We start from the raw sequence: 15408 nt of genomic DNA, 5'->3' as shown, positions 1-15408 counted from the left end.
TTATTTATTATCAATAACACAAATCACTGACTGGCTTTGTTACGGGCTTCACTCATCCGATGGGCCAGGTGAGCCAGCGCCGGGTCGCTGAAGATATCCTCCAGATCCCGAGTCAGCTTGCGCCGCCAGTTGGGGTACTCTGTGGTGGTACCCGGTACGTTCACCGGCTTGTCCATCTCCAACCAGTCTTCCAACTGGGTGCTGAACAGGGCACAGTTACCAAGGCACATATGAATCTGCATGCCGTGATTCAACTCGGTATTCATGCCAACCCAATCCACATTATGCCCCACAGAACCCGGGATCACCCCGTGACCATGCAGGCTGTCCAGAATGCGTTGCTTGGCGGCATGCCGGTCACCAAACAAACCTTGCAGTACCTGTTCATCCGGATACAGACCCAGCTCCCGACCCAGGGTCAGATCATCACAATGCCAGAAGCCCTTGAGGGTTGGCATGTCATGGGTGGTCAGTGCCGCCATGGCCTGCTCGGGGTAGTGAGCCGGGGAGATGAAGCCACCGTCGGTCTTGGAGCGCTCGAAGAAGAAGATACGGTATGAGTGCACACCGTTCTCCTTGAGCAGTACATCCATGCCATCCGGCACAGTCCCCAGGTCTTCACCTATGATGAGACACTGGTTACGCACGGATTCCAACGCCAGAATGCCCAGCAGGTCATTCACGTTGTAGTAGATGTAGGCACCCTTGGCGGCAGAGGCTCCTGGCGGAACCCACCACAGGCGCAACAACGCCATGGCGTGGTCGATCCGCAAGGAACCACAGGAACGCATGTTGGAGCGGAACAGATCGATCATGGGCTGATACTGGGCTTGCAACAGCTTGTTGGGATCCATCGGCGGCAGACCCCAGTTTTGCCCCAGCGGACCCAACACATCCGGCGGCGCCCCGACACTGGCCTTGGGACAATACAGCTCGCTGTTGGCCCAAATCTCGGTAGAGCCCTCGGACACCCCCACCGCCAGATCGCGATAAATGCCCATGACCATACCGGCATTCTTGGCGCGCTGATCGGCAACGGCCAGTTGCTCGTCCGCCAGGAACTGCAGATACATGTAGAAGCGCACATCTGCATCATGCTCGGCCGCCCAATTAGCCACGGCCGGCTTGTGATACTCGCGGTACTCTTCCGGCCAGGCGGGCCAACCCCAGGCGTTTTGCCCTTGACCATACAGGTAGGCTTGCAGCGCATCGTAGATGGCCTGCTGCTTGAGGCTGTCGCCACCCTTGTCGACAAAGGCGGCAAAGGCCTTGCCCCGGTTGGTGTTCTTGGCCAGTTTGGCGCCATCAAACAGCTTACGCAGCACTTCCAGCTTCAGCTGGGTGACACCGGTATAGTCCACCCACTCTTTGGCACGCAGCTCCTGCAACTTGGCCTGGAAGCCAGCAGAGGCCACCTCGGCACGCACTGCCTCGTTCTGCGCAAATTCGGGAGTAGCTTCCACATCAATGTAGATGACGTTCAGCCAACGACGGGATGAGGGGCTATAGGGACTCGCACTTTCTGGGTTGGCCGGATACAGGGCGTGGATCGGGTTCAGACCAACAAAGTGGCCACCCCATTGGGCAATCTTCTCCACCAGCAGACCCAGATCGCTGAAATCACCCACACCCCAGTTACGACGACTGCGAACACAATAGAGTTGAACGCTAGGCCCCCAGATCTTCTGACCATTCGCGATGGCCGAGGGTTTGAAGCAGGCTTGCGGAGCCACGATGACACGCATCTGGCCAGCAACGGTACGAGCGCCTTTCTTCTTCAGCACCAGCTCGTGATAGCCCAAAGGGAACTCGGCATCCAGCTTGACGCGATAAGCCTGATACTCCTTCTCGTCCAGGTGCGCCACGCCCACCATCTCGCCGTTTACCGGAACCAGGCTGCCCTTGAACTCGACGCCCTCTTCGGTCTTGACGACCCAGGTGAACTCGTCATTAACCTGCTCGATGGGGAGACGAATCTCTACGCTCAAAACCTCATGGCTGCGAATGACACAAACCGGGTCTACAGGTTGTTGCCAGTGAGCCGCTTGCTCGGCCTGCAACTGGACAGCCAGAGCCACCTCGTCATCAACCCGATAGCCCATGGCGCCCAGCATGGCCGCCTTGCTGTCCAAAGTGACCTGGGCTGGATTGCCCCAGGCATCTACATATTCGTTGGCAATACCCTTCGCACTGGCCAACTGTTCGATCAAAGTTGTCATAGTTGTCGTTCCCGCTGTACTTAAAGCAATCTCTAGGTTTTAGGGCAGAGCGGTGTTGTTCTATTATTTCAAACCAGCGCTTATCCCGTGTCCCCGGGATATAGCGACATAAGAGGATACGCCTCGGCGCGGGATTATCCCATAGCCAAGGGCCGCTGAATGTGACGGTCAAGACACTCGCGACAAGCCGAAAACAGGGACTTGGTCAGCATATGACCAACACGTGCCGAAAGTTGCCATTTTGTGACAGGCTGCCGCCGACCGCGGTCAGTGTAATTTGTTATGGAAAAAGAAAAAAACTTTCAGCATATTTTATGACATATCGCAATAATGCGCGGGATGGAGGTTGACTCCCCCCTGAGTTCTAGTAAATTTACGGACGGATTTTTTCTGTTGAACAACAAACGTTGGGTACAACTATGACTATCAAAGTAGGTATTAACGGTTTTGGCCGTATCGGTCGTTTCGTATTCCGCGCCTCTTTCGAGCGCGCTGATCTGGGCATCGAAGTTGTGGGCATCAACGATCTGATCGACGTTGAATACATGGCTTACATGCTGAAGTACGATTCAACCCACGGCCGCTTCAAGGGCACCGTTGAAGTTAAGGACGGCAACCTGGTTGTAAACGGCAAGACTGTACGTGTTACCGCAGAACGCGATCCGGCTAACCTGAAGTGGGATGCCATCGGTGTTGACGTTGTTGCCGAAGGTACCGGTCTGTTCCTGGACGACGCTACCGCTCGCAAGCACATCACCGCCGGTGCCAAGAAGGTTGTCATGACCGGTCCGTCCAAGGACGCTACCCCCATGTTCGTAATGGGTGTTAACCACACCGAATACGCTGGTCAAGACATCGTCTCCAACGCTTCTTGCACCACCAACTGTCTGGCTCCTATCGCCAAGGTTCTGAACGACACTTGGGGCATCGAGTCTGGCCTGATGACCACCGTTCACGCTACCACTGCTACCCAGAAGACCGTTGACGGTCCGTCCGCTAAGGACTGGCGCGGTGGCCGTGGCGCCGCTCAAAACATCATCCCGTCTTCTACCGGTGCTGCCAAGGCCGTTGGCGTGGTTATCCCGGAACTGAAGGGCAAGCTGACCGGTATGGCCTTCCGCGTTCCGACTCCGGACGTGTCTGTTGTTGACCTGACCGTTAACCTGAAGAAGCCTGCCAAGTACGAAGAAATTTGTGCTGCAATGAAGGCTGCTTCCGAAGGTGCCATGAAGGGCGTTCTGGGCTTCACCACTGATGAGGTTGTTTCCAACGACTTCGTCGGTGAAACCTGCACCTCCGTGTTCGACGCCAAGGCTGGTATCCAGCTGACCGACACCTTCGTTAAGGTTGTATCCTGGTACGACAACGAAATCGGTTACTCCAACAAGGTTCTGGAGCTGATCGCTCACATCTCCAAGTAATTGGAGCGCTAAGCGACAGTAAACAAAAGGCGGCCCTCAAGGCCGCCTTTTTTATTAGGATAATAATATGATCGAACAACTAAAACTGACGGCCCTACAACCACTGACCACCCATACCAAATTGGCACGCAACGAAACGGATCAGCGCTTCATCGTCGTTGACCACCCGGATTATCAAGCCATTCTCGCCCTGTATGGTGGCCACCTCATTCATTACAGCAACCATGGCTCACCCTTGCTATGGCTGAGCCAATCCGCCCTGTTAGACGGCTCACGCCCCATTCGAGGCGGTGTGCCACTGTGCTGGCCCTGGTTTGGACCCAGTCCCGAGCGAGTTGGCCTGGGCAAGCCGCAACACGGTTTTGCCAGAACTCAGCTTTGGACCCTGGATGGCATCAGCGAAACCGCAGAGAGTACCTTCGTTCACCTGTGTCTGAGTGATAACGCGGCCAGCCAGGCCCTCTGGCCCCATGCTTTCGAGCTCGAGTTGACCCTGGAGATCGGATCTGAACTCACCATGCTGCTCACCACCCGCAACACAGGGGCATCACCCTTTGTCTACTCCGGCGCCCTGCACACCTATTTTCAGAGCCAGGCCCCGGAAGCGGTACAGATCCAAGGCCTGGGAAATACCTACCTGGATCAACTGCAGCAAAAGCGTCCGACACAGGAAGCTAGCTTCGTACTGGATAAGCCAGTGGACCGTATCTATACCGAGCCCGATAGCCGGATTGAGCTGGACACCGGCCTTGCGCGGCTGCAACTGCTCAACCACCAGGCAGACTCCGTGGTGGTCTGGAACCCCTGGCAAGCCGGTGCCGCCGCCATGGCCGACTTTGATGACCAGGGATGGCAAACCATGATCTGTGTCGAGAGTGCCATCACTGCCCCCGACGGCATCCAGGTGGAACCAGATGAAGAGCACAGCCTGGGCTTCACCCTAAGACGCGCCCCTTAAGGTCACTAGCCAGCCAATGGATGCTCGACAACCAGCCTGACGGCCGGACTTAGGAAGGCGCAAAAGAAAATGCCAGTCACAGTGACTGGCATTTTAGCGCACGCAAAACAGCCTAGATCAGGAGCCGCAGCACATGGCCTGCGATCCTGCCGCGGCCTTCCTGGCGGCCCAATACTGCCGGGTCTCCTGAAGTATGATGTGGCGCAGGCCAATCAGACCAATCAAGTTGGGAATGGCCATCAAGCCATTGACGATATCCGCCAGCAACCAGATGAGATCCAGGTGCAAGAAGGCCCCCAAGGCCACCAGCAGGATATAGACCCAGCGAAACGGCAGTATGCCCCGGACACCGAACAGGTATTCGGTGCAGCGCTCACCGTAATAGTTCCAGCCCAGTATGGTGGTGAAGGCAAAGAACAAGAGGCCCAGGTTCACCAGATGCTGTCCCAGCGGCCCCCCCAGCCCTGTGGTGAAGGCTGCGTGGGTCATGGCCGCACCGGCTGCCTCCCCCTGCCAGGCACCGGTCACCACCAGCGCCAAGCCTGTCATGGTGCAGATGACAATGGTGTCGAAGAAGGTACCCGTCATGGAGACCAGCCCCTGCTCGACACAGGACTCGGTCTTAGCCGCCGCCGCGGCGATGGGGGCAGACCCCAGGCCTGATTCATTGGAGAAGACGCCGCGAGCCACCCCGGCCTGGATGGCCAGCAGGATGCCCGCCCCGGCAAAACCGCCGGTTGCCGCCGTGGGGGTAAAGGCCCCCTGGATCACCAGAGCAATGGCCGCCGGTAGTCCCTCATGATTGAGCACCAAGACGCCCAGGCAGATGAGGATGTAAAACAGCGCCATGAAGGGCACCACCGCGGTAGACACCTTGGCGATGGACTTGAGCCCACCCAGCGTGACCAGGGCCACCAGCACCGTCAGTACCAGGGCACTGACCCAGCGCGGCGCCGCCAGGGTCAGGCTGGCCGCATCGGCAATGGCATTGACCTGGGGGAAGGTCCCAATGCCAAACAGCGCCACGCCGATGCCGAACAGGGCAAAGGCCCGGGCCAGCCACTTGCTGCCCAGCCCCTTCTCCAGATAGTACATGGGGCCACCGGACATCTGGCCGTTGGCATCCACCTGCCGGAACCTCACAGCCAAGAGCCCCTCGGCATACTTGGTCGCCATGCCAAAGAAGGCCGCCATCCACATCCAGAACAGGGCCCCCGGACCTCCAAGCTTAATGGCGGTGGCCACGCCGACGATGTTGCCCGTGCCTATGGTGGCGGACAGGGCGGTGCACAAGGCGGCGAAGCTGGAGACATCACCAGGCTTGTCTTGCTCCCGCCCCGGAAAGAAGACCAGGCGCAAGGCAGTCGGCAGCTTGAAGATCTGCAGCAGCCCCAGGCGCAGGGTGAGATAGAGACCGGTACCGATCAGCAGTACCAGCAAGGGGGGGCCCCACACCAGGTCATCGAGAGTGGTCAGCCATTGAGTCAGGGTTGTCACGGAATCCTCCCGCTACGAACAGGGTTTAATTCGTCACGAGGAGACATAGAGGCAATGAGGCGCAACTCGGGCAGGGCCGAGGGAAAGGCTCACCACACTCCATCCCCTCTGTCCTTTTGCCTGAGAGTTTCAACCCATGGGGTTTTGCTCCTTCGGCGCCCGATTTAACGGGTCTCTCCAGAGGCTCGTCCAGTAGCAGTCCTTACCAGATGGTGGCGCCTGAAAGATTTACTTCTTCGGCGGACGGCAAGCCGTCACTCTCCTGCTACCTTCATCCGAACGCTGGAAGGTGAAGCGCAGAGTCTAACGCACAAGACACTGGCATTTCCAGACTATGCCAGTGGAATAAACAGGCTGATTGGTCAAATTACCCGCACTTAGCCTGTCGCACTGCGGTCCTGACGACACTAGGGCGCGCCTTGCCTCCCCCGGCCGGGAATGACAGAATCAGCAACCCGATAGCAGAAGGACACAGGAGCCGCCATGACCCGCATCTACGGCATTCGCCAGTGCGACACCCTGAAGAAAGCCCTGCGCTGGCTGGATGAGCAGCAGATCCCCTACGAGTACCACGACTACCGCAAGGACGGCCTGAGCCCGGCGTTGCTGCAGGAGTTTGTCGATGCCTTGGGCTGGGAGGCACTGTTCAACAAGCGGGGCACCACCTACCGTCAGCTGGATGAGGCCACCAAACAGGCCCTGGATGCCCAGCGGGCCTTCGAGGTGATGCTGGCCCAGCCGGCCATCATCAAGCGCCCCCTGCTGCTCAAGGATGGCCAATACACCCTGGGTTTTAGCGAGGCCCAATATCACTCGCTGTTTGCCTGATTTCACTCCACGAAGGGATGCAAGATGACTGACTCACCCGTGCTGGCCCTGGCCTGCGACCTTATCGCCCGGCCTTCGGTCACCCCGGAAGATGCCGGCTGCCAACAGATGATGGCCGAACACCTGGCCCGCCTGGGCTTTGTGATAGAACCCATGGTGTTTCATGACACCACCAACCTGTGGGCCCGTCGAGGCACCGACGGCCCCCTGTTCTGCTTTGCCGGCCACACCGATGTGGTTCCGCCGGGGCCGCTGGATAAATGGGACACTCCACCGTTTGAACCCCAGGTGCGAGACGGTATGCTCTTCGGGCGTGGCGCCGCCGACATGAAGGGATCTCTGGCCGCCATGCTGGTGGCGGTGGAGCGGTTTGTCACCGAACAGCCGGATCATCCGGGCTCCATCGCCTTTCTCATCACCAGCGACGAAGAAGGTCCCTTCATCAATGGCACCCCCAAGGTGGTGGAGACCCTGGAGGCCCGCAACGAGAAGATCACCTGGTGCCTGGTGGGCGAGCCTTCCTCCACAGCCCAGGTCGGTGACGTGGTGAAAAACGGCCGTCGCGGCTCCATCACGGGGGATCTGCTGATCAAGGGCATTCAGGGCCACGTGGCCTATCCCCATCTGGGTCGCAACCCCATCCATCAGGCGGCGCCCGCCCTGGCGGAGCTGGCCAGCACCTGCTGGGATGAGGGCAACGCCTTCTTTCCGCCCACCAGCTTTCAGATCCCCAATATCAGCGGCGGCACCGGTGCCTCCAACGTGATCCCGGGCGAGCTGAAGGTGCAGTTCAATTTCCGCTTCAGCACCGAGCTGACCGACGAGACCATCAAGACCCGGGTGCAGGAGATCCTCGAGCGCCACGGCCTGGAGTACGAGCTGACCTGGACCCTCAGCGGTCATCCCTTCCTCACCGCTCAGGGGGCCCTGCTGGATGCCACCGTGGAGGCCATCGAGGAGGTCACCGGTATCCGCACCGAGCTGTCCACCAGCGGCGGCACCTCGGATGGGCGCTTCATCGCCCCCACCGGCGCCCAGGTGCTGGAGCTGGGACCGGTCAACGCCACCATCCACAAACTCAACGAGTGCGTGAGGGTGGCGGATCTGGACTCCCTGGCATTGATGTACCAGGGCATACTGCGTCGCCTGCTGGTGGCCTGATGGACAGCGCCTGGTTGGGACTGGACAGTGCGGCGCTGCTGACCCTGCCGGATGGTCGGCAGCTTCGGCCTGCCACGGCGGCGGCCTGGCAGCGGCTGCAACAGGCCGCCCGTGCCGAGGGTCTGGAGATCGCCATCGCCTCGGCCTACCGGGATTTTGACCGTCAGTGCCAGATCTGGAACGCCAAGTTTGCAGGCCGCCGACCTGTACTGGATGAACAGGAGCGGCCGCTGGATCTGCGCGAGTTCAGCGATGAACAGAAGGTGTGGGCCATACTGCGCTGGAGTGCCCTGCCGGGCACCAGCCGGCATCACTGGGGCACGGATCTGGATATCTATGCCCCGGCGCTCTTGCCCCCGGGCCAGACGCTGCAGCTGACCTGCGCCGAATATGCGCCGGACGGCTACTTCGCCCCCCTCACCGCCTGGCTGGATTGCCGCCTGTCCGAGTTCGGCTTCGAACGCCCCTACCGGCATGGCCGGGCAGACAACCCGGGCGGGGTGGCCGACGAACCCTGGCATATCAGCTTCGAGGCCGAGGCCCGCCGTTTCGAGCAGCAGATGAATTATCCGGCCCTGCAGGCTGCCATCATGGCGAGTAACATCGCCGGCAAGGCTGCCGTGCTGGCCTGCCTGCCCGCCATCTGGCAAGGCTTGCACCCCACCACCACCCAGGAGACATCATGAACCTCTGGCTTTGGATCGGCCTGCCCCTGCTGTTCTTGCTCGGCATTTTCTTAAATGCCATCAAGGACATGAAGCGGCTGGAAAAACAAGTGCCCAAGTTCCTCGACAAGGTCCGCCCCCAGGCCTACGACGATGACGAGGATGAGTACCCGGCCAAGCCGGATGAGAAGCGCCCCGCCAAAGACAAGCCGGAATCCCCCGCCGATAAACAGCCGCCGCAGAGGTGATGACCATCACCAGGCCCCCGCTCGTCCTGGGTCTTGCATCGGTCCCCCCGCTTGGCCTAGTATCAAGGCCAGATCTGCACTCGTCTTGGATAGGGAACTAGCCCGTTCATGTTGCGCCTTTGGTTGTTAACTTGTCTGCTGTTGTTGGGACTGCCCTGGTATAGCGCCAGTGCGGTGGCCCCTGCACAGCTGCCAGCACCACTGATGCAGCCGATGGTGCATAGCGCTCACTCTAGCGCGGCCCACACCCCGGCATCCCGTAAGGCAAGTGCCACCACTGCCCACCTGGCCGAGCATACCGATTGTCACACCCAAGTCGTCCCGCAGGGCCATTGCCAGGGGCAGATGGGTATGGCGGCCCAAGACAGCGGCAAGGTGCATTGCCCCAGCTGTCTGACCCCAGTGGCAGCCCTGCCGGATCTGACACTGCTTGGCCCCAAGCTTGCTCCCCCTCGCAACGAGCCCCAGCTGCTGGCGCTGAGTCGCTACCTGGATCATATTCCCGGCGTGCCCTCGCCGCCCCCCACCCGCTCCTTCATCTAACGACCAGCCCCTTGGGCTAACCCACCGTGCCTCAGCACGAACTGGCGGCTGCCTGGCAGACGCCATACCGAACTCGTTTTGATGAAGGAAGACACCATGAAACTCACTCAATACCTGACCCTTGGCCTGCTGTTCACCCTGCCCGCCCTACAGGCAGAAACCATGCACCAGGATCACGCCATGGCCGACGGCCAGATGGCCACGGCAAACGGTCAGATGACCATGCCGGCTCAGTATGCCGTGACAGCCAAGGTCATCGCGCTGGATGGCGACAAGGTGATGCTGCAGCATGAGGCCATCCCGGCCCTGGGCTGGCCCGCCATGACCATGCCCTTCGTGCTGGCCGATACCGGCCTGGCCAAGGGGCTGACCCCCGGGCTGCAGATCCAGGGTCACTTCAGCCCGGTGAAGGGCGACTCCCCCCGTCTGCTGGACTGGCAGGCCAAGCCCTAAGGAGTCGTCATGAAACCTGTATCGCAAGCCGGTCACCTCAAGGGGTGGCCGGCCGCCCTGCCATGGGTCTGTTTGCTCGGCGGCCTGCTGCTGGGCGCCGGAGGTCTGACGCTGTGGCAAGCCTGGGCCCAGGCCGCTCCAGCCCGCGCCGAGCCAACCCAGGCCACGCCGACGCGCCAGATCCTCTACTACCGCAATCCCATGGGCCAGCCGGACACCTCACCGGTACCCAAGAAGGATGAGATGGGCATGGACTACCTGCCGGTCTATGCCGACGAGGCCCCCGCGTCCGCGTCAGCCGCCCCTACGCCGGTCGCCCACAGGCAGATCCTCTATTACCGCAACCCCATGGGCCAGCCGGACATCTCACCCGTGCCCAAGAAGGACGAGATGGGCATGGATTATCTGCCGGTTTACGCCGATGAGGCGCAGACCGGAGGTTTAGCCCTCTCGCCGGAGCGCATCCAGCAGCTGGGAGTGCTAAGCAGCCCGGTGCGCCAGGAGCCCCTGTACCGGGAGATCCGCGCCACTGGCCGCCTGAGCCTGGACGAGCGCCGTCAGCAGACGGTCACCGCCAAGTACGCCGGCTGGGTGGAGAAGCTGCCGGTCAACAGCACGGGGCAGGAGGTGCGCGCCGGTCAAACCCTGCTGGAGACCTATAGCCCCGAGCTGGTGGCCGCCCAGCAGGAGTACCTGATTGCCCGGGACAGCCAGCACAAGCTGGGGCTGAGCCTGCAGGCCGATGGCGGCCGCCGCCTGAGTCTGGAAGAGGGCGCCCTGCAACGGCTGCGCTACTGGGACTTGCCGGAAGCCAGCCTGCAACGGCTGGTGCAGAGCCGCCAGGTGCGGCGTACCCTGCCGCTGCCGTCCCCCATCAGCGGCGTGGTGCTGGAGAAGAAGGTGATCCAGGGCAGCTACTTCAAGGCCGGCGATCCCCTGTTCGAGCTGGCGGATCTGCGTCAGCTGTGGCTACTGGTGGAGGTGTTCGAAACGGATCTGGCCGGTCTCAAGGCCGGCGAATCGGTGGCGATCCGCCTGGATGCCTATCCCGGCGAGTCGCTGCCGGGCAAGCTGGACTTCATCTACCCCACCCTCAATCCCCAGACCCGCACCGTCAGTGTGCGCATCCTGCTGGACAACCCGGACGGTCGTTTCAAGCCCGGCATGCTGGCCAACGCCAGCCTGACGCTGCCGCTGCCCGGCGAGCCGCCGCTGAGCGTACCGGAGTCAGCCCTCATCGACTCGGGCACCCGCCAGAGCCTGCTCATCGCCCAGGGCAACGGCCGCTTCGAGCCCAGAGCCGTGGTGGCAGGATCCGTGGCGGTCACCGCCCTGGGTGAGCGCCGGGTGGTGATCAAGGAGGGGCTGCTGCCAAATGAGCAGGTGGTGACCCGGGCCAACTTCCTGCTGGATAGCGAGAGCAACCTGAGGGCCGCCTTCGGCAGCCTGCAACCGGCCGCTTCGCCGGCCAAGGAGGGCTAGATGCTGCGACAACTCATCCGCTGGTCCTTCCACAACCCGCTGCTGGTGCTGCTCATCAGCGGCCTGCTGCTGGCTGCCGGCACCCTGGCCTTGCTGCGTACGCCGCTGGACGCCATCCCGGATCTCTCCGACGTGCAGGTCATCGTCTACACCGACTACCCGGGCCAGGCGCCCCAGGTGGTGGAGGATCAGGTGACCTACCCCCTCACCTCGGCCCTGCTGTCGGTGCCCAAGGCACGGGTGGTGCGGGGTAACTCCTTCTTCGGCAGCTCCTTTGTCTACGTCATCTTCGAGGACGGCACGGATCTCTACTGGGCCCGCTCCCGGGTGCTGGAATACCTCAACGGCCTGCAGGGCAAGCTGCCCAGCGGGGTGACACCCCGCCTGGGACCCGATGCCACCGGGGTGGGCTGGGTCTTCCAGTATGCCCTGCAGGGCCAGGGACAGTCGCTGGCGGAGCTGCGCAGCCTGCAGGACTGGCAGCTGCGCTATCCCCTGGCCGCCACCGCAGGGGTGGCGGAGGTGGCCAGCGTCGGCGGCTTCGTCCGTCAGTACCAGGTGGTGCTGGACCCGCGCAAGCTGCAGGCCTATCAGATCTCGCCGCTAGAGGTGATGCAGGTGATCCGCGCCAACAACCAGGAGGTGGGTGGCCGGGTCATCGAGCTGGCGGAGACCGAGTTCATGCTGCGGGGCAAGGGCTACCTCAAGGGGGAACGGGATCTGCGGGAGCTGGTGATCAAGGAGGTGAACGGTACCCCGATCCGGGTGGGCGATCTGGCGCGCATCGAATTGACCGGCGATGCCCGCCGCGGCCTCACCGAGCTCAACGGCCAGGGCGAGGTGGTCTCCGGCGTGGTGGTGGCGCGCAGTGGCGAGAACGCCCTGGGGGTCATCGACCGGGTCAAGGCCAAGCTCAATAGCCTGCAGGCCAGCCTGCCCAAGGGGGTATCCGTCATCACCACCTATGATCGCTCCGAGCTCATCCATAAGGCCATCGCCACCTTGCAGCACACCCTGCTGGAGGAGAGTGCCATCGTCGCCCTGGTGTGTGTGCTGTTCCTGCTTCATGTGCGCAGCGCCCTGGTGGCCATACTGGTGCTGCCCCTGGGGGTGCTGGCGGCCTTTGCCGCCATGTACCTGCTGGGGATCAACGCCAACATCATGAGCCTGGGGGGCATCGCCATCGCCGTGGGGGCCATGATAGATGCCGGCATTGTCATGGTGGAAAACGCCCACAAGCACCTGGAGCGGGCGCCGCCTGACGCCAATCGCCTGCAGGTGCTGCTGGAGGCCTGCCTGGAGGTGGGGCCGGCACTGTTCTTCTCCCTGCTCATCATCACCCTCTCCTTCCTGCCGGTGTTTGCCCTGGAAGCGCAGGAGGGTCGCATGTTCCATCCCCTGGCCTTCACCAAGACCTTCGCCATGGGCGCAGCCGCCCTGCTCTCCCTGACCCTGGTGCCTGTGCTGATGCGCTTCTTGGTGCGGGGCAAGATAGTGGCGGAGTCACGCAATCCGCTGAACCGCCTGCTGATCGCCGGTTACCGGCCCCTCATCGCCGGCGTGCTCAGGGCCCGGGGGCTGACGGTAGCCCTGGCGGTGCTGCTGCTGGGGCTGAGCCTGTATCCCATCCGCCATATCGGCAGCGAGTTCATGCCCAAGCTCAACGAGGGCTCCCTGCTGTTCATGCCCAGTGCCCTGCCGGGGTTGAGCGTCACCAAGGCCGCCGAACTGCTGCAGCTGCAAAACCGCATCATCAAGTCCTTCCCCGAGGTGGACTCGGTCTGGGGCAAGGCCGGACGGGCCGACAGCGCCACGGATCCCGCCCCCCTGGAGATGTTCGAGACTGTGGTGAACCTCAAGCCGGAGGCCCAGTGGCGGCCGGGCATGACCCTGGATAAGCTGGTCGCCGAGCTGGACGAGGCGGTACGCCTGCCCGGCATCGCCAACTCCTGGACCATGCCCATCCGCGCCCGTATCGACATGCTCTCCACCGGCATCCGCACCCCGGTGGGTATCAAGGTGTTCGGCCCGGATCTGGCCGGCATCGCCCAACTGGCCGGCCAGATAGAGCAGGTGGTGAAGAGCTTGCCAGAGACTCGCAGCGCCTACGCCGAACGCATCACAGGCGGCTACTACCTGACCCTGACCCCCAAGCGTGACGCCCTGGCCCGGGCCGGGGTGAGCATAGACACCCTGCAGTCGGTGATTGCCACCGCCCTGGGGGCCAGTGCCGTTACCAGCACGGTGGAAGGCCGGGAGCGCTACGACGTCACCCTGCGCTACCCCAGGGAGCTGAGAGACGATCCTCAGACCATAGCCCGCAGCGTGCTGGTGCCCACCCCCAATCAGGGGCTGATCCCCATCGGCGATCTGGTGAGCCTGACTCTGGAGCAAGGCCCCCCCAGCCTGCGCACCGAAAACGCCCAGTTGGCAGCCTATGTCTACGTGGATGTCTCGGCCAGCGATCTGGGCGGTTGGGTGCGACAGGCCCAGCAGGCAGTGGCGGCGGCCATGGCGGAGGGGCGCATCCAGCTGCAGCCAGGCTACCACTTAAGCTGGAGCGGTCAGTTCGAGTACATGGAGCGGGCGGCCGAGCGGCTCAAGCTGGTGGTGCCCTTCACCCTGGCCCTCATCTTCCTGCTGCTCTATCTCAACTTCGGCAACCTCACCGACAGCCTGATCGTGCTGCTGTCGGTGCCCTTCGCCCTCATCGGCGGCATCTGGTTGCTGTGGTGGCTGGATTACGCCTGGTCGGTGGCGGTGGCGGTGGGCTTCATCGCCCTGGCCGGGGTGGCCACCGAGACCGGGGTGGTGATGCTGGTGTACCTGGAGCAAGCCTGGCAACACAGCCAGCAGGCGGCCAGGGAGGCCGGGCGCCCCTTGCTGATGGGCGATCTCTACCGGGCCATCATGGGCGGGGCGGTGGAACGGGTGCGGCCCAAGATGATGACGGTGGTGACCATAATGGCGGGGCTGCTGCCCATCATGTGGGGCACGGGCACGGGCTCGGAGGTGATGCGCCGCATCGCCGCCCCCATGGTGGGGGGCATGCTCTCCTCCACCCTGTTGACCCTGTTGGTGATACCGGCACTCTACAGCCTGGTGAAGCAGCGACAGCACCGCCTTCAGTAAATGCCGGCATAAAAAACGCCGCCCCGGTAAGACGGGGCGGCGTTAAACGTTTGTCTGGCGAACCAGATAAGCGGCAGTGGCTTAGTCCAGCTTGACGCCCAGACGATGGGCCACTTCTTCGTAGGCTTCCACCACGCCACCCAGGCCTTGACGGAAACGGTCCTTGTCCAGCTTCTGACGGGTTGCCTTGTCCCACAGACGGCAGCCATCCGGCGAGAATTCGTCGCCCAGCAGCACTTCACCGTTGAACACGCCGAACTCCAGCTTGTAATCCACCAGGATCAGGCCAGCATCATCGAACAGCTTCTTCAGCACGTCGTTGACCTTGAAGGTCAACTCCTTCATGCGGGCAACCTGCTCGTCGGTGGCCCAGCCAAAGGAGCGGATGTGGTACTCGTTGATCATGGGATCGTGCAGGGCATCGTTCTTCAGGAAGAACTCGAAGGTCGGCGGGGTCAGATCCATGCCTTCCGGCACACCCAGACGACGGCAGATGGAGCCGGCGGCCACGTTACGCACCACGCACTCCACCGGCACCATGGCCAGCTTCTTCACCAGGGCTTCGTTGTCGGACAGCAGGCGATCCATCTGGGTGGGCACGCCGGCTTCTTCCAGCTTGGTCATGATGAAATGGTTGAACTTGTTGTTCACCATGCCCTTGCGATCCAGTTGCTCCACCTTCTCACCATCAAAAGCGGACGTATCGTTGCGGAACAACAGGACGAGACGGGTGGGATCGTCGGTGGTGTATACGGACTTGGCCTTGCCGCGATACAGTTCAGCTTTCTTTTCCATTTTCAC

Annotated in this window: 13 protein-coding genes and 1 riboswitch; of the genes, 10 read left to right on the top strand and 3 right to left on the bottom strand. The window is 62.0% G+C overall.

The genetic code is table 11. From position 1 onward, the window contains the following. Positions 1 to 23: 23 nt before the first annotated feature. Positions 24 to 2219 carry a 4-alpha-glucanotransferase gene (malQ, locus tag ABD847_RS07895; protein ID WP_345011722.1) on the bottom strand — a complete coding sequence of 732 codons (2196 nt, stop codon included), beginning with the start codon at positions 2217 to 2219 and terminating at the stop codon, positions 24 to 26. 419 nt (positions 2220 to 2638) lie between these two features. Between malQ and gap the strand changes: the two genes are divergently transcribed. Then, positions 2639 to 3640: a type I glyceraldehyde-3-phosphate dehydrogenase gene (gene gap / locus ABD847_RS07890; protein ID WP_345011720.1), complete on the top strand. Its 1002-nt coding sequence runs from the start codon at positions 2639 to 2641 to the stop codon at positions 3638 to 3640. Between the two features lie 67 nt (positions 3641 to 3707). Next, positions 3708 to 4598, top strand: coding sequence for a D-hexose-6-phosphate mutarotase (locus ABD847_RS07885; RefSeq protein WP_345011718.1), 891 nt, complete (start codon positions 3708 to 3710; stop codon positions 4596 to 4598). A gap of 117 nt (positions 4599 to 4715) precedes the next feature. Here ABD847_RS07885 and ABD847_RS07880 read toward each other — a convergent pair whose 3' ends face one another. Further along, positions 4716 to 6095 carry an alanine/glycine:cation symporter family protein gene (locus ABD847_RS07880; RefSeq protein ID WP_345011716.1) on the bottom strand — a complete coding sequence of 460 codons (1380 nt, stop codon included), beginning with the start codon at positions 6093 to 6095 and terminating at the stop codon, positions 4716 to 4718. A gap of 98 nt (positions 6096 to 6193) precedes the next feature. Next, positions 6194 to 6286, bottom strand: a riboswitch (glycine riboswitch). 292 nt (positions 6287 to 6578) lie between these two features. On the opposite strand from ABD847_RS07880, the gene ABD847_RS07875 reads away from it, so the two are divergent. From ABD847_RS07875 to ABD847_RS07840, 8 genes are all read left to right on the top strand, one after another. Beyond that, a complete protein-coding gene (locus ABD847_RS07875) occupies positions 6579 to 6923 on the top strand; it encodes an ArsC family reductase (protein WP_345011714.1) in 345 nt (114 codons plus the stop codon). Positions 6924 to 6947: 24 nt separating this feature from the next. After that, positions 6948 to 8084, top strand: a complete 1137-nt coding sequence (gene dapE, locus ABD847_RS07870; protein WP_345011712.1) for a succinyl-diaminopimelate desuccinylase — start codon at positions 6948 to 6950, stop codon at positions 8082 to 8084. Then, positions 8084 to 8770 (top strand): M15 family metallopeptidase, encoded by a 687-nt coding sequence (locus tag ABD847_RS07865; RefSeq protein WP_345011710.1) that lies wholly within the window; start codon positions 8084 to 8086, stop codon positions 8768 to 8770. The genes dapE and ABD847_RS07865 overlap by 1 nt, the downstream gene beginning before the upstream one ends. Continuing rightward, positions 8767 to 8997 carry a hypothetical protein gene (locus ABD847_RS07860; protein WP_345011907.1) on the top strand — a complete coding sequence of 77 codons (231 nt, stop codon included), beginning with the start codon at positions 8767 to 8769 and terminating at the stop codon, positions 8995 to 8997. Before ABD847_RS07865 ends, ABD847_RS07860 begins: the two co-directional genes overlap by 4 nt. Before the next feature lie 108 nt (positions 8998 to 9105). Next, the gene (locus ABD847_RS07855; protein ID WP_345011708.1) at positions 9106 to 9540 is read left to right on the top strand and encodes a hypothetical protein; all 435 of its coding nucleotides are present in this window, start codon (positions 9106 to 9108) and stop codon (positions 9538 to 9540) included. Positions 9541 to 9636: 96 nt separating this feature from the next. After that, positions 9637 to 9993, top strand: a complete 357-nt coding sequence (locus tag ABD847_RS07850; protein WP_345011706.1) for a copper-binding protein — start codon at positions 9637 to 9639, stop codon at positions 9991 to 9993. Between the two features lie 9 nt (positions 9994 to 10002). Continuing rightward, positions 10003 to 11475 carry an efflux RND transporter periplasmic adaptor subunit gene (locus ABD847_RS07845; protein WP_345011704.1) on the top strand — a complete coding sequence of 491 codons (1473 nt, stop codon included), beginning with the start codon at positions 10003 to 10005 and terminating at the stop codon, positions 11473 to 11475. Further along, on the top strand, positions 11476 to 14607 hold the full coding sequence (locus ABD847_RS07840) for an efflux RND transporter permease subunit (RefSeq protein ID WP_345011702.1): 3132 nt from the start codon (positions 11476 to 11478) through the stop codon (positions 14605 to 14607). 81 nt (positions 14608 to 14688) lie between these two features. Here ABD847_RS07840 and purC read toward each other — a convergent pair whose 3' ends face one another. Further along, positions 14689 to 15402: a phosphoribosylaminoimidazolesuccinocarboxamide synthase gene (gene purC / locus ABD847_RS07835; RefSeq protein WP_345011699.1), complete on the bottom strand. Its 714-nt coding sequence runs from the start codon at positions 15400 to 15402 to the stop codon at positions 14689 to 14691. Positions 15403 to 15408: the final 6 nt, after the last annotated feature.

The organism is Pseudaeromonas paramecii, from assembly GCF_039540575.1.
Taxonomy (GTDB): domain Bacteria; phylum Pseudomonadota; class Gammaproteobacteria; order Enterobacterales; family Aeromonadaceae; genus Pseudaeromonas; species Pseudaeromonas paramecii.
This window is presented reverse-complemented; position numbering and strand designations above follow the sequence as displayed.

What these genes read in the sequence shown, in the direction of transcription:
- dapE (WP_345011712.1), top strand. Translation starts at nt 6,948, where the DNA reads ATGACTGACTCACCCGTGCTGGCCCTGGCCTGCGACCTTATCGCCCGG.
- ABD847_RS07885 (WP_345011718.1), top strand. Translation starts at nt 3,708, where the DNA reads ATGATCGAACAACTAAAACTGACGGCCCTACAACCACTGACCACCCAT.
- ABD847_RS07865 (WP_345011710.1), top strand. Translation starts at nt 8,084, where the DNA reads ATGGACAGCGCCTGGTTGGGACTGGACAGTGCGGCGCTGCTGACCCTG.
- gap (WP_345011720.1), top strand. Translation starts at nt 2,639, where the DNA reads ATGACTATCAAAGTAGGTATTAACGGTTTTGGCCGTATCGGTCGTTTC.
- ABD847_RS07845 (WP_345011704.1), top strand. Translation starts at nt 10,003, where the DNA reads ATGAAACCTGTATCGCAAGCCGGTCACCTCAAGGGGTGGCCGGCCGCC.
- ABD847_RS07875 (WP_345011714.1), top strand. Translation starts at nt 6,579, where the DNA reads ATGACCCGCATCTACGGCATTCGCCAGTGCGACACCCTGAAGAAAGCC.
- ABD847_RS07860 (WP_345011907.1), top strand. Translation starts at nt 8,767, where the DNA reads ATGAACCTCTGGCTTTGGATCGGCCTGCCCCTGCTGTTCTTGCTCGGC.
- malQ (WP_345011722.1), bottom strand. Translation starts at nt 2,219, where the DNA reads ATGACAACTTTGATCGAACAGTTGGCCAGTGCGAAGGGTATTGCCAAC.
- ABD847_RS07855 (WP_345011708.1), top strand. Translation starts at nt 9,106, where the DNA reads ATGTTGCGCCTTTGGTTGTTAACTTGTCTGCTGTTGTTGGGACTGCCC.
- ABD847_RS07850 (WP_345011706.1), top strand. Translation starts at nt 9,637, where the DNA reads ATGAAACTCACTCAATACCTGACCCTTGGCCTGCTGTTCACCCTGCCC.
- ABD847_RS07840 (WP_345011702.1), top strand. Translation starts at nt 11,476, where the DNA reads ATGCTGCGACAACTCATCCGCTGGTCCTTCCACAACCCGCTGCTGGTG.
- purC (WP_345011699.1), bottom strand. Translation starts at nt 15,402, where the DNA reads ATGGAAAAGAAAGCTGAACTGTATCGCGGCAAGGCCAAGTCCGTATAC.